This is a genomic window from Aquabacter cavernae, from assembly GCF_003993795.1.
Taxonomy (GTDB): Bacteria; Pseudomonadota; Alphaproteobacteria; order Rhizobiales; family Xanthobacteraceae; genus Aquabacter; species Aquabacter cavernae.
In genome coordinates this window covers 986,760-999,103 of the sequence record NZ_RWKV01000008.1, presented here as the reverse complement: position 1 = coordinate 999,103, position 12,344 = coordinate 986,760, and the positions used below count along the sequence as shown (strand labels likewise).

Here is a 12,344-nt window from a genome sequence, read left to right as displayed (position 1 = left end):
CTGCGCCGTCCCGGCGGGCCAATGCGCCCGCGCGCCGGTGCCCTATGAAAGGATTGGGTCATGACAAGCCAGAAGCCGCGCCCTCCGCTTGTCCCGGGCGTCGCCCAGACGTTCCCGGTGCTGCCTTTGCGGGACATCGTCGTGTTCCCGCACATGATCGTTCCCCTGTTCGTGGGCCGCGAGAAGTCCATCCGCGCCCTTGAAGAGGTGATGCGCGGCGACACCTACATCCTGCTGGCCACGCAGGAGAATGCCTCTGACGACGATCCTGCCGCCGATGCCATCTACCGCGTCGGTACCCTCGCCACCGTCCTCCAGCTCCTGAAGCTGCCCGACGGCACGGTGAAGGTGCTGGTGGAGGGCGTCACCCGCGCGCAGGTGGTGCAGTACACGGAGCGCACCGACCTCTATGAGGCCGAGGCCATCACGCTGGACGACGAAGCGGGCGACCGCGTCGAGGCGGAGGCGCTTGCCCGCTCGGTGGTCAACGAGTTCGAGAACTATGTGAAGCTCAACAAGAAGGTGTCGCCCGAAGTGGTGGGTGTCGTCGGCCAGATCGACGATCATTCCAAGCTCGCCGACACCATCGCCTCGCACCTTGCGGTGAAGATCCCCGAGAAGCAGGGCGTGCTCGAGACCATCAAGGTGGCCGACCGCCTTGAGAAGGTGCTCGGGCTGATGGAAAGCGAGATCTCGGTCCTCCAGGTGGAGAAGCGCATCCGCACGCGGGTGAAGCGCCAGATGGAGAAGACCCAGCGCGAATACTATCTGAACGAGCAGATGAAGGCGATCCAGAAGGAGCTCGGCGACGAAGAGGGCCGGGACGACCTTCAGGAACTGGAAGACCGCATCAAGCGCACCAAGCTCACCAAGGAGGCCCGTGAAAAGGCCACCCACGAGCTGAAGAAGCTGCGCCAGATGTCGCCCATGTCGGCGGAAGCCACCGTGGTGCGCAATTATCTGGACTGGCTGCTGTCCATTCCGTGGGGCGTGAAGAGCAAGGTGAAGAAGGATCTGGGCTTTGCCCAGTCCATCCTCGACGGCGATCATTTCGGCCTGGACAAGGTCAAGGAGCGCATCGTCGAGTATCTCGCCGTGCAGAGCCGCGCCAACAAGCTCACGGGCCCCATCCTGTGCCTCGTCGGCCCTCCCGGCGTGGGCAAGACCTCGCTCGGCAAGTCCATCGCCAAGGCGACGGGCCGTGAGTTCGTGCGCGTCGCTCTCGGCGGCGTGCGGGATGAGGCGGAGATTCGCGGTCACCGGCGGACCTATATCGGCTCCATGCCCGGCAAGATCATCCAGTCCATGCGCAAGGCGAAGAAGGCCAACCCCCTCTTCCTGCTGGACGAGATCGACAAGATGGGCGCGGACTTCCGCGGCGATCCCTCGGCGGCCCTGCTGGAGGTTCTCGACCCCGAGCAGAACGGCACGTTCAACGATCACTATCTGGAGGTGGATTACGACCTCTCGAACGTGATGTTCGTGACCACGGCCAATACGTTGAACATTCCGCCGGCCCTGCTCGACCGCATGGAGGTGATCCGCATCGCCGGATACACCGAGGACGAGAAGGTGGAGATCGCGCGCAAGCACCTCATTCCCAATGCGGTGCAGAAGCATGGTCTTCAGCCGAAGGAATGGGGCATCGACGATGCGGCCCTCCTGACGCTCGTGCGCCGCTACACCCGCGAGGCGGGCGTGCGCAGCCTGGAGCGTGAGATCTCCAACCTCGCCCGCAAGGCGGTGAAGGAACTGGTCATCTCCAAGAAGAAGTCGGTGAAGGTCACCGAGAAGAATCTGGAGACCTTCCTGGGTGCCCCGCGCTATCGCTACGGCGAGATCGACGCGGAGGATCAGGTGGGCGTCGTCACCGGCCTCGCCTGGACCGAGGTGGGCGGCGAGCTGCTGACTATCGAAGGCGTCATGATGCCCGGCAAGGGCAAGATGACGGTGACCGGCAATTTGCGCGACGTGATGAAGGAAAGCATCTCGGCCGCCGCGTCCTATGTCCGCTCGCGGGCCGTGGACTTCGGCATCGAGCCGCCTTTGTTCGAGCGCCGCGACATCCACGTTCACGTTCCCGAGGGGGCGACCCCCAAGGACGGGCCGTCGGCCGGCACTGCCATGGCCACCACCATCGTCTCCGTGCTCACCGGAATCCCGGTGCGCCGCGACGTGGCGATGACCGGCGAGATCACGCTGCGTGGGCGCGTCCTGCCCATCGGCGGGCTCAAGGAGAAGCTCCTCGCGGCGCTTCGGGGTGGCATCAAGAAGGTGCTGATCCCTGAGGAGAACGCGAAGGATCTCGCCGAAATTCCGTCGAACGTGAAGAATGCTCTGGAGATCATCCCGGTGTCTCGCATGGACGAAGTGCTCGCCCATGCCCTCATCCGCAAGCCCGAGCCCATCGAATGGACCGAACGGCCGGTAGATGCGGTGGTACCGGACGAGGATGCCTCCGGCGTCGTCGCTCACTGAGTTATTTCAATAACTTACGGCAATCTGAGGCGGCGCAGTTTTTGCGCCGCCTTTTTCATGTGTGGACCAACAGGTCTGGAAATCGTGCATTTATGCGGGTTTGAAGCGGATCGCGCTTGCAAAAGCCGCATTTTCCGTAAATTTTCCCGCCGATCGTTTGAGGCAATGCCTTTCACGATTCTCAGACAACGAAGGAAGGAACGGTCACATGACCACCAAGAACGAACTGATCGCCGCGGTGGCCGACGAGGCGAAGCTCACCAAGGCGGCTGCACAGGCCGCGGTGGACGCGACGTTCGAGATCATCACCCAGGCCCTCAAGAAGGGCGAAGAAGTGAAGCTGATCGGCTTCGGCTCCTTCTCCGTGGTGACCCGCGCTGCCCGTGAAGGCCGCAACCCGCGCACCGGCAAGCCGGTGAAGATCAGCGCGTCCAAGGCGCCGAAGTTCACGCCCGGTAAGGGCCTGAAGGAAGCCGTCAACGACTGACCCTCAATCCCCGGAGCGGCGCCCGGCCCATTCGGCCGGAAGCGCCCCCGGGGTTCCGGCGCGGCGGGGTCGAAACCGGCCCACGCCCGCCTTCTTCAGAGGCTCCGCAGTGCCCCGTACGGCCGCCGGATGCCTGAAGACCTCTTAGCCATAGACCCGGCGCCCATGATGGCGCTCCCCGCCGGCGTGCTGTGATCCGCCCGGGAACCGCTTCCATCGGGGTCGGTGGGACAGCCGGCTTCGCAAGCGTCCCGCCCAAACCACTCCCGTAGTCCTCCGCGCCCTGTGCCGCGCTTTCGTCACCGCGAACATGCTATGCCATGCGCCAGGGTGGCGGAGGCGGCCTCAGGCGAGATTCCGCCCGGCCGCTCTGAGAGCTGATCCGGCCGGGTTGCATTGAGCCTCCCGGTGAATCAGTCTCGGCCCCCTTGAGAGAGCGCGAGCAGCGATCGGAGCGAACCGCATCTGCGTTTCCATCCGGATCCATCGCACTCCAGGCAATGGTGCGCGGCCGATGGGGTTGTTTCCCCGCGAGGCGCGTCCAACGGGAGAGGAAGCGGGCAGGTGGCCTCGAAACTCGATCAATTGCGGCAGATGACGGTGGTGGTGGCCGATACCGGCGACATGGAGGCGGTGGCCCGCTTCCGCCCCATCGATTGCACCACCAATCCCACCATCGTGCTGAAGGCGCTGGATACGCCCGCCTTCGCACCGGCCATGGAGGAGGCGGTGGCCTGGGGCCGGGCGCAGGCCGGTGACCGCGCGGCGGTGGCCGGCGCCGTTGCGGACCGGCTCGCCATTTCTGTGGGCTATGAGCTGTCGCGCCTCGTGCCGGGCCGCGTCTCCACGGAGGTGGATGCCTCCCTGTCCTTCAATACGGCGGCGTCCGTCGCCAAGGCCCGCGAGATCATCGCGGCCTATGCGGCGCGCGGCGTCGGGCGCGAGCGCATCCTCATCAAGCTCGCCTCCACCTGGGAGGGCATCCGGGCGGCCGAGATCCTCCAGGCGGAGGGAATCGACTGCAACATGACGCTGCTCTTCAATCGCGCCCAGGCAGTCGCCTGCGCGGATGCGAAGGCCTTCCTCATCTCGCCCTTCGTCGGCCGCATCCTGGACTGGCACAAGAAGGCGGCGGGCCGGGACTTCACGGCCGAGGAGGATCCCGGAGTGCGCTCGGTGCGGGAGATCTACGGCTATTACAAGAGCCGTGGCATCGCCACCATCGTCATGGCCGCCTCGTTCCGCAACACGGGAGAGATCGAGGCCCTGGCGGGCTGCGACCGGCTCACCATCGCCCCTGCGCTGCTGGATGCCCTGTCCAAGGACGAGGGGGCCCTGGAGCGTGTGCTGTCGCCGGAAACCGCGCCCTCCACCGCCCTGATCGGCCCGGCCGATCTGGTGGCCCATGGCCTCGTGGGCGAGACCGCGGAGAGATTCGACGTCACGCGCCCGCTGGATGAGCCTCTGTTCCGCTGGGTGATGAACGAGGATCCCATGGCCACGGAGAAGCTCGCGGAAGGCATCCGCCTGTTTGCGCGCGATCTTTCAGCCCTGCATGAGACCGTGCTGCGCCGCCTGGAGGGCTGAGCGGTCCATGCCGGGGCGCGGGCGCGTTGTTTACGCGCAGCGCGCCCTGGCCTATATGCGGGCACACCCGGTTCGCGGCGCATGCCGCACAGCAAGGCGCATGGCGTCACCGGGGCCGGGCGGTTAGCTCAGTTGGTAGAGCATCTCGTTTACACCGAGAGGGTCGGCGGTTCGAGCCCGTCACCGCCCACCATTCCTTCTCCCCCCTTATGATCGGACATGCCTGGTTCGCCGCGTCCCGGCGAGTTTTGCACAGGGGCCTGCAATCCGCGTTCGGGTCGCTTGACTTGATCAGTCCGGGGTCTTATCAACCGGCTTCTCGACGCGGCGCCCTACGGCGACGCCGATTGCGGGTGTAGCTCAGTTGGTCAGAGCGCCGGCCTGTCACGCCGGAGGTCGCGGGTTCGAGCCCCGTCACTCGCGCCATTCCCTTCCAGACATATCATGTCGAATGTGCGCGGATCCCTGTGGATCGCTGCGCCTGTTCCCCCCTCGGGTCGTAACGCGAACCGCCGGTTCCTGTTAGAGCCTGATCCAATCCGGTTGAATCAACCGGATTGGTGAAACAGTCTCTAAATCATTGATAGAGAGCGATTCACGCCTCACCTCGATGCACCGACGTGCATCGAGGTGAGGCGATCGCACTCTAGAGCCGGAGATGTCGCCTTGCAGCCGGGCGCGGCTGCCCCAAGGCCTCGAACGAGGGGGACGGATGATGGTGCGGTTCCTGGCCGGCATTCTTGCCGCTGCTTTTCTTCTCACGGGCATGATGACCCAGAGCGCGTTCGCCGGGGATGTCCCCGCCGGCCCCATCTGGAACGACTGGGATGCCCAGGCCAAATGCCCGCGCGTCTGCGAACGCGGCGTCTGGACCGGCCGTTGGAAGACCGTCGTCCCCGGCATGGAATCGGTCTGCAGCTGCGACTTCCGCCGGTGGCCGAGCGGCAATGGCGGCAATTGGTCTTACCGTATCGAGCAGGTGGTGGCCGGGCCGATCTGGGGCAATTGGGATGCGCCCGGGAAGTGCTCTCATGCCTGCGGCGGGCGCAATCTCTGGGACGGCAACTGGCGCACCTTCGCGCCCGGCCAGTCGAGCTGCGACTGCTACGTGCCCCGCTGACACGGCCCCCTGAAACGCGAAACGCCCCGCCCGGTTAAACCGGACGGGGCGCATGACCTTTCTGACCGGTCATGACGGATCCCCGGATGGGGACCGCTCGTCGCGACGTCGTCGCCGGGAATTACGGGCCCAAGGGGATCTTCCTGGCCCGGCGCACGATCTCGATGGTGGCTTAAAAGCCTCCAATTGCGACGGCTTCAAGGCATTCGGCCAAGCCCGAGGTGGGCGATGCGCCCCGCCACTCGCGCCGACCTAGGCCGCGCGGACGCAGACCAGGAAGCGGTCCACGGAATCACCCAGGGTCCGTGCCTGCTGGTCGAGCTGCCCGGCCAAGGACTGCACCTGATCGAAATGCGTGCCCTGCGAGACCACGGAGGAGCGCACGCTTTCGATGCGCCGCGACACGGTCTGCGAGCCGCCCGCCGCCTCGCTCATGCCGTGGGCGATGTCCCGCACCGACATTTCCTGCTGGTGGGCGGCGGCGGCCACTTCCGCCGCAAGGCCGGTCATGCGCTCGATGGTGGCGCCGATGCCGTTCACCGCCTGGGCGGTGGCGCGGCTTGCCTGCTGGATGGCCTCGATCTGCTGCGTCACCTCGGCGGTGGCGTTGGCGGTCTGCTGGGCGAGGGCCTTCACTTCCTGCGCCACCACCGCGAAGCCCCGGCCCATGTCCCCGGCGCGGGCGGCCTCGATACTGGCATTGAGGGCGAGCAGGTTGGTCTGGCCCGCAATGGCGCCGATCATGTCGATGACCGCGCCGATCTGCGAGACCGCACGCACCAGTCCGTCCGCCGCGTCGCCGGTCTGGCGGGTTTCGTCCAGGGCCGTGGCCGCCATCTCGCTGGTGCTGCGGATGCGCTCGCCGATGCCATTGGCCGCCTGCGAGAGCTGGGTGGCGTGCTCGGCGATGGAATCCACCGCGCGGGCGGAGGCGGCAGCGGCATCCGCCACCACCACCGCGTCCTTCTCGGTCTCGTCGGAGGCGACGGACATGGCGCTGGCGGCCTCGCCCATGCGTTCCGTTGCTCCGCGCACGGCCTGCATCATGCCCAGCGCATCCGCCTCGAAGCGGCGTGCCGCCTCGGACAATTGCTCCAGCCGCGCATGCTCGGCGGCGGCCTGGGCCTGGAGGCGGGCATCCGCCGCCGCCTTGTCGGTGAGAGCCGTGCGGAACACGGCGATGGCGTTCGCCATCTCGCCGATCTCGTCGCGACGGCCGGTGAAGGGGACATCCACCGTCAGATTGTTTGCGGCCAGCGCCGTCATATAGGTTTTCAGGCGGGCGAGTGGCCGCTGGATCTGCCCCACCGTCACGCTCACGGCGGCGGCGAGCGCCAGCAGCAGGCCGACGATGGGAATGACCACCAGCGCCACCTGCGCCTCCTGCCGTTCAGAGGCGACGCGGGCCTTGGCCTCGTTGAGGCCGGTGAGCGTTTCCGCGCCGAGCGCCTCGATGGCCTTCACCATCTGCTCGCGGCTTCTCACGGTGGGCTCTTCCTGGGCCTGGAGCAGCGCCGCCTGGGGCGAGATGGTGAGGCCCAGCTCGGCGGTGTCCTTCTGGTAGGCGATGAATTCATTCACCTGGTTCTGCAGGCGCAGGCGGCGCATGGGTTCCAGCCGCTCTCCGAGGGCCGCGAAGAAGGGCTCGCGGGCGGCCTCCACCTCGGCGAGGGCGCCCTCCAGGCCTTCCAGCTTCTGCTTCGCTGCGGCCTTGTCCTTGGCGGTGTAGACGGCATTGGCGGCGACCACCGCATGCTCGATGGAGCGGGCGAGGTTCTGGGCCTGGAAGGCCACCGTCCAGATCTCCTCCACCTCCGCGGCCCGGCGCTGCTCGGAGGCGATCTGCACCACGCTCAGGAGTGCCACGCCGAGGGTGAGCAGGGACAGAAGTCCGATCACGCCCGCAAGCTTGCGCCCGATGGTGAGATGGGGCCAGGCAAGCCTGATCCGGGGTGCGCGCTTCCTGGATGAATGCACGGCAGGTGCGGCCCGCGATACGGGCGGGAGATCGGCAATCAGGGTCATGATGAGATCCGGTCAAATAAAGGCGCACACCTGTTCCCGATTGTTGACACTCATATGAATGTTTGCGGGCTAATAGGTCCATTTCCGATGGAATGAGCGCAAGAAAAAACGCCTCCACCGAAGGTAGAGGCGTTTAGGTTTTCCATACAGCGAACGAAATCAGAGGCTTCCGCTCCGGCCGTGTCAGCGGGCGGGCGGGTCCACCTTCAAGCCCTTCGGGCCGATTTCAATCTGGAGCGTGTCCTTTTCCTTCTCGTGCTGCTGGTAGGCATAGACGCCTCCGCCCACGAGAAGGACGGCGATGACGGCGTAAAGCACGGCTTTCGGCATGGTGAAGTCTCCGTTTGCCGAGATAACGCAAGCGTAGGCGGAACGGTTCCCGCGTCTCACCACAGCACGGTGGCGTCGATGTCCTCAATGCGGGCGCTGCCGGTCAGGGCCATGGCCACTTCCAGCTCCGCCCGCAACAGGTGGACCGCATGGGCCACCCCGGCCGCGCCGGCCGCGCACAAAGCATGGATGTAGGGGCGGCCGATCATGACCGCGCTGGCGCCGAGGGCTATGGCCTTCACGATATCCGTGCCGCGCCGCACGCCGCCGTCCAGCAGAAGGGGCACCGCGCCACCCACGGCCTCCGCCACGCGGGGCAGGGCCTCGATGGTGGAGGGGAGCGTGTCCAGCACCCGGCCCCCATGGTTGGACACCACCATGCCGTCCACCCCATGGGCGAGCGCCTCGCGCGCATCGGCGGGGGAGAGGATGCCCTTCAGCACAAGGGGCATGTCGGTGAGTTCCCGCAGCCAGGCAATGTCGGCCCAGGTGGCGCTGCCCGACAGGAAGCCGGAGAAGAGCGGGCTCTGCCCCACCGCGCCCGTGGCCGCCGGCCGCGGGGCCATCCCTGCGAGATTGACGGGCGACACGCCGGCCGGCAGCCGGAAGCCCACGCGCTGCTCGCGATTGCGCAGGCTGGCGGGCGCATCCACCGTCACCATCAGCGCCTTGTATCCGGCGGCGCGTGCACGGGCGATGAGGTCGCGGGTGAAGTCCCGGTCCGGCTGCACATAGAGTTGGAAGAAGAGGGGAGCGGTGGCGGCTGCCGCGATGTCCTCCAGGCGGGTGCTCGCCTGGGTGCTCACCACCAGCCCCGCGCGCGCCGCCCCGGCCCCCTGGGCGGTGGCGATCTCGCCCTCCGGGTGGACCAGCTTGTGATAGGCGACGGGCGCCAGGAGGATGGGATGGTCCAGCTCGACGCCCAGCAGCCGCAGGGCCGTGCTGGCACCGCCCATGTCCCGCAGCACGCGGCTCGTCAGGCGCAGCCGATCGAACGCCGCACGATTCTCACTGAGCGTGATCTCGTCACCCGCGCCGCCATTCACATAGGCCAGAGCCATGGGGCTCATGAGGGTGGCGGCGTGGCGCTCGTAATCACCGAGCGAGACGGGGGGCGCGGGGGCGTGGGTGCCGATGGCTTGGGACAAGCGGGTCTCCCGAGGATGCGGGAGGACATTAGAACCTGATCCGGCGAGGGTGAAGCGACCGGACCGGACAGACGCGCACCGACGCAGTTGGAAAGCGGGGCGCGGACGGGGAAGGGACAGCCCGGGCGCGCGAACCACCGACCTCCAGCCGACCTGGGGGGCATTTCGGTATTCACCTCCATGGGACGGCTGCGTCCAGCCTATCCCCTGTTGCGTTCCTCCCGCGCACGCCGCGCCTTTTGGCGGGCGATTTCCATCCTGTCCGCCTCAGCCTTTTCACGCGCCTCTCGCAGGGCCTTGAGGCGGGCGATCTTGGCTTGCGCGGCATCGGCGGCCTGCTCGACGGACGAGGGCGTTGCGGTGGGTTTCTGGCCAGAGAAGGCGGCTTCCGCGCGCGCCTTATGGTCGATCATCGTATTTCTCCTTGGGCGCCACTCCAGATCCACCCGACGCCGGCCGAAAGCTGGATGCCAGCAGATTCGAGGCTTGCCCGCGCCCAGCATGAACGATCCACCGCTTTCGTGAAGGATCCGTGTCGCATGAAATTGCCGGCAGGTGGTGAAGACGCGCTGAAAACGCACCGATCCGCCGCAAGCCCAGGCACGGCCGGCGAGGCGTGCGACCATAGTGCGTATCGCATTTGGCGCGTTGAATTCTAATGAAAAAGTGGTGGTACAGCTGGGTGGGCTCGAACCACCGACCTCCGGTTCCACAGACCGGCGCTCTAACCAACTGAGCTACAGCTGCAAAGGCCCGCAATGCGGGGACGCCAGGACCGATAGGCCTTGGCGAGGCGCGGAACCTACGCTGATGAGGAATGGGATTCAAGGGGGTCGCTGCGCGGAAGCGTCCCGCTCTGTGCATGACGTGGGCCAGGCGCCTTCGCGGGGGCCACTTCCTCACCGTATCGGCAGGCCCTAAAGGTTCCGCAACGACGAAAGCCACGCGCCCCGCCTCATGTCCGATCTTATTGGCCTCGCCTTTCCCTTCTTCGGCCTGATCTTCCTCGGCTATGGCTGCGGGCGCTTCGTGCGCCTGCCGGAGGAAGGGCTCGCCTGGCTGTCCTTCTTCATCATCTATCTGGCGCTGCCGGCTTTGTTCTACCGGATCGTGGCGGAGACCCCGTTCCAGGAACTGGTCAATCCCGGCTTCATCCTGGCGGTCGTCATCTCCACCTCATTCACCGCCGCGCTGGCCTTCGGGGTCAGCCTGAGGCTGCGGCGGGGGAATCTGGCCGAATCGGCCATCGCCACCACGGTCGGGGCCTATGCCAATGTGGGCTATATGGGCCCGGGCCTGACGCTGGCCGCGCTGGGCCAGGAGGCGGCGACGCCCGCCGCGCTGATCTTCGCCTGCGACAGCATGTTCTTCTTCACGCTGGTGCCGCTGCTGGTGGCGGTGCGCGGCGGGCAGGGATCGCTGGGCACCACGCTGCTGCTGGTGGTGAAGCGCGTGCTGACCCACCCGTTCAACATCGCCACGCTGCTGGGCGTGCTGGCCGCATGGGCGGAATTCCGCGCGCCGGGGGCGGTGGAGCGCATGCTGGATTTCCTGAAGAACGCGGCAGCGCCCTGCGCCCTGTTCACGCTGGGGGTGACGGTGGCGCTGCGCCCGCTGGGCAAGGTGCCCACGGAGCTGTTCCCGCTGCTCGCCATCAAGCTGGTGGCGCACCCGGTGATCGCGCTCATCTCCCTGACCACGTTCGCGAGCGTGTCGCGCAGCTGGGTGGAAACCGGGGTTCTGATGGCGTCCCTGCCGCCCGCGCTGAACTGCTTCGTGCTGGCGCGGCAGTACAATGTCTATCTGGAGCAGGCGTCCGCCGCCGTGCTCCTGGGCACGCTCGCCTCCGTGGCGACCGTCACCGGCGTGCTCTATCTGCTCCAGCAGCATCTTCTGCCGCTGGGCGGGCTCTGGTGAGCGTCGAGAGCGTTACAGACTTTATCCCAACGCGGATCCGACTCAGGCCGCGTTGAGGCCCGCGCCGAGCCGCATGAGGCCGCGCCGGAACGGGCCGACCTTCTGCATCATGTACAGGCCGAGCCCGCGCAGGCCCTGCATGGGCACGAGGTCCGACAGGAGCGAGCGGTTCAGCAGGTCCACGGCTGCCATGCGGGAATCGATGTCCCGGCGGCGGTGCGACTCGTACCCCTCCAGCACGCTTTCCTCACCCGGATCGCCGCCCCGCGCTGTGGCCGTTTCCACGCTCTCCAGCAGGGCCGACACATCGCGCAGGCCCAGATTGAGCCCCTGGGCGCCGATGGGCGGCATCACATGGGCGGCTTCCGCCATGAGTGCCAGGCGGGGCGCCACAAGCTGCTCGGCCACTTCGGAGGCGAGGGGGAAGGCGCCGCGCCCTTCGTCCACCTGGAAGGCACCCAGCAGGGAGAAGGCGCGTCGCTCCAGTTCGCGGGCCAGGGCCTCGCCTTCAAGGCCGATCAGCCGCACCGCGTCGCGCTCATTCACAACGCACACGATGGAGGAACGCTCGCCGGGCAGGGGCACGAGGGTGAAGGGGCCGGATTCGGTGTGGAATTCGGTGGAGATTTCCTCGTGCGGGCGCGTGTGCCGTACGGTGAAGGTGAGGGCCACCTGGGGATAGGCGCGGGTGCGCACCCGGATGCCGGCGGCCTGCCGCATGCGGGACTGGCGCCCGTCCGCCGCCACGCAGAGGCGGGCTGAGAGCGTGCGCCCGTCATCAAGCGCCACATGGATGCGCTCCGCGTCCGCCTCATGCCCGATGGCGGAAGCGCGCACGATCTCCAGCCCCTCGGTCGCGTCGGCCACCGCCTGCAATTCCCGGCGCAGGGCGTCGTTCTCGATATTGTAGCCGAAGGCTTCGAGGCCGATCTCGCGCGCCCGGAACAGCACTTCCGGCGCGCGCACGAGGCGGCGGGTGGCGTCCACGATGCGCAGGTCCCGGAGCGGGGTGGTGTGGGGGGCGAGGCGTTCCCACACGCCGATCTCGTCCAACACCCGCACGGAGCCTTCCATGAGGGCGGTGGTGCGATGGTCGGCCGCGCGGGTCGGCCCCGTGACCAGCGCCGTCGCGATGCCCTTTCGCGCAAAGGCGATCGCGGCCGCGAGCCCGGCCGGGCCTGCGCCCACCACGACCACATCGATGGCGTCGGCTGTGCTCATGCGAGCCTCCCTTGGAGCGTTTCCGAGCGAA

Annotated in this window: 10 protein-coding genes and 3 tRNA genes; 7 read left to right on the top strand and 6 right to left on the bottom strand. The window is 67.2% G+C overall.

Translation table 11 applies throughout. The features are described 5' to 3' along the window. Positions 1 to 60 precede the first annotated feature (60 nt). The 6 genes from lon to EJJ38_RS09305 all read left to right on the top strand — a co-directional run bounded on the left by lon (position 61) and on the right by EJJ38_RS09305 (position 5,672). Complete coding sequence (gene lon, locus EJJ38_RS09330) at positions 61 to 2,478, top strand: endopeptidase La (RefSeq protein WP_127089793.1); 2,418 nt, start codon at positions 61 to 63, stop codon at positions 2,476 to 2,478. A gap of 208 nt (positions 2,479 to 2,686) precedes the next feature. Beyond that, entirely contained in the window at positions 2,687 to 2,965 is a 279-nt protein-coding gene (locus tag EJJ38_RS09325; RefSeq protein ID WP_127089792.1) for an HU family DNA-binding protein, read from the top strand. 564 nt (positions 2,966 to 3,529) lie between these two features. Then, the gene (tal, locus tag EJJ38_RS09320) at positions 3,530 to 4,552 is read left to right on the top strand and encodes a transaldolase (protein WP_127089791.1); all 1,023 of its coding nucleotides are present in this window, start codon (positions 3,530 to 3,532) and stop codon (positions 4,550 to 4,552) included. A gap of 117 nt (positions 4,553 to 4,669) precedes the next feature. Then, positions 4,670 to 4,745, top strand: a tRNA-Val gene (locus EJJ38_RS09315). Between the two features lie 156 nt (positions 4,746 to 4,901). Next, positions 4,902 to 4,978: transfer RNA gene (locus tag EJJ38_RS09310), tRNA-Asp, on the top strand. A 286-nt stretch (positions 4,979 to 5,264) separates the two neighbouring features. Next, complete coding sequence (locus tag EJJ38_RS09305; protein ID WP_205666132.1) at positions 5,265 to 5,672, top strand: mannan-binding lectin; 408 nt, start codon at positions 5,265 to 5,267, stop codon at positions 5,670 to 5,672. 252 nt (positions 5,673 to 5,924) lie between these two features. Here the strand turns inward: EJJ38_RS09305 and EJJ38_RS09300 are convergent, their stop codons facing one another. The 5 genes from EJJ38_RS09300 to EJJ38_RS09285 all read right to left on the bottom strand — a co-directional run bounded on the left by EJJ38_RS09300 (position 5,925) and on the right by EJJ38_RS09285 (position 9,922). Beyond that, on the bottom strand, positions 5,925 to 7,697 hold the full coding sequence (locus EJJ38_RS09300; protein ID WP_127089789.1) for a methyl-accepting chemotaxis protein: 1,773 nt from the start codon (positions 7,695 to 7,697) through the stop codon (positions 5,925 to 5,927). Positions 7,698 to 7,880: 183 nt separating this feature from the next. Continuing rightward, entirely contained in the window at positions 7,881 to 8,027 is a 147-nt protein-coding gene (locus tag EJJ38_RS20290) for a hypothetical protein (RefSeq protein WP_164738464.1), read from the bottom strand. Between the two features lie 56 nt (positions 8,028 to 8,083). Next, positions 8,084 to 9,175, bottom strand: a complete 1,092-nt coding sequence (locus tag EJJ38_RS09295; RefSeq protein ID WP_245454166.1) for an alpha-hydroxy acid oxidase — start codon at positions 9,173 to 9,175, stop codon at positions 8,084 to 8,086. Positions 9,176 to 9,375: 200 nt separating this feature from the next. Then, positions 9,376 to 9,801, bottom strand: a complete 426-nt coding sequence (locus tag EJJ38_RS09290) for a hypothetical protein (protein ID WP_127089788.1) — start codon at positions 9,799 to 9,801, stop codon at positions 9,376 to 9,378. A gap of 44 nt (positions 9,802 to 9,845) precedes the next feature. After that, positions 9,846 to 9,922 (bottom strand) — tRNA-His (locus EJJ38_RS09285). A 210-nt stretch (positions 9,923 to 10,132) separates the two neighbouring features. Between EJJ38_RS09285 and EJJ38_RS09280 the strand changes: the two genes are divergently transcribed. Continuing rightward, positions 10,133 to 11,092, top strand: a complete 960-nt coding sequence (locus tag EJJ38_RS09280) for an AEC family transporter (protein ID WP_127089787.1) — start codon at positions 10,133 to 10,135, stop codon at positions 11,090 to 11,092. Between the two features lie 42 nt (positions 11,093 to 11,134). On the opposite strand, the gene EJJ38_RS09275 is transcribed toward EJJ38_RS09280, so the two are convergent. Beyond that, a complete protein-coding gene (locus EJJ38_RS09275) occupies positions 11,135 to 12,313 on the bottom strand; it encodes a UbiH/UbiF family hydroxylase (protein WP_127089786.1) in 1,179 nt (392 codons plus the stop codon). Positions 12,314 to 12,344: the final 31 nt, after the last annotated feature.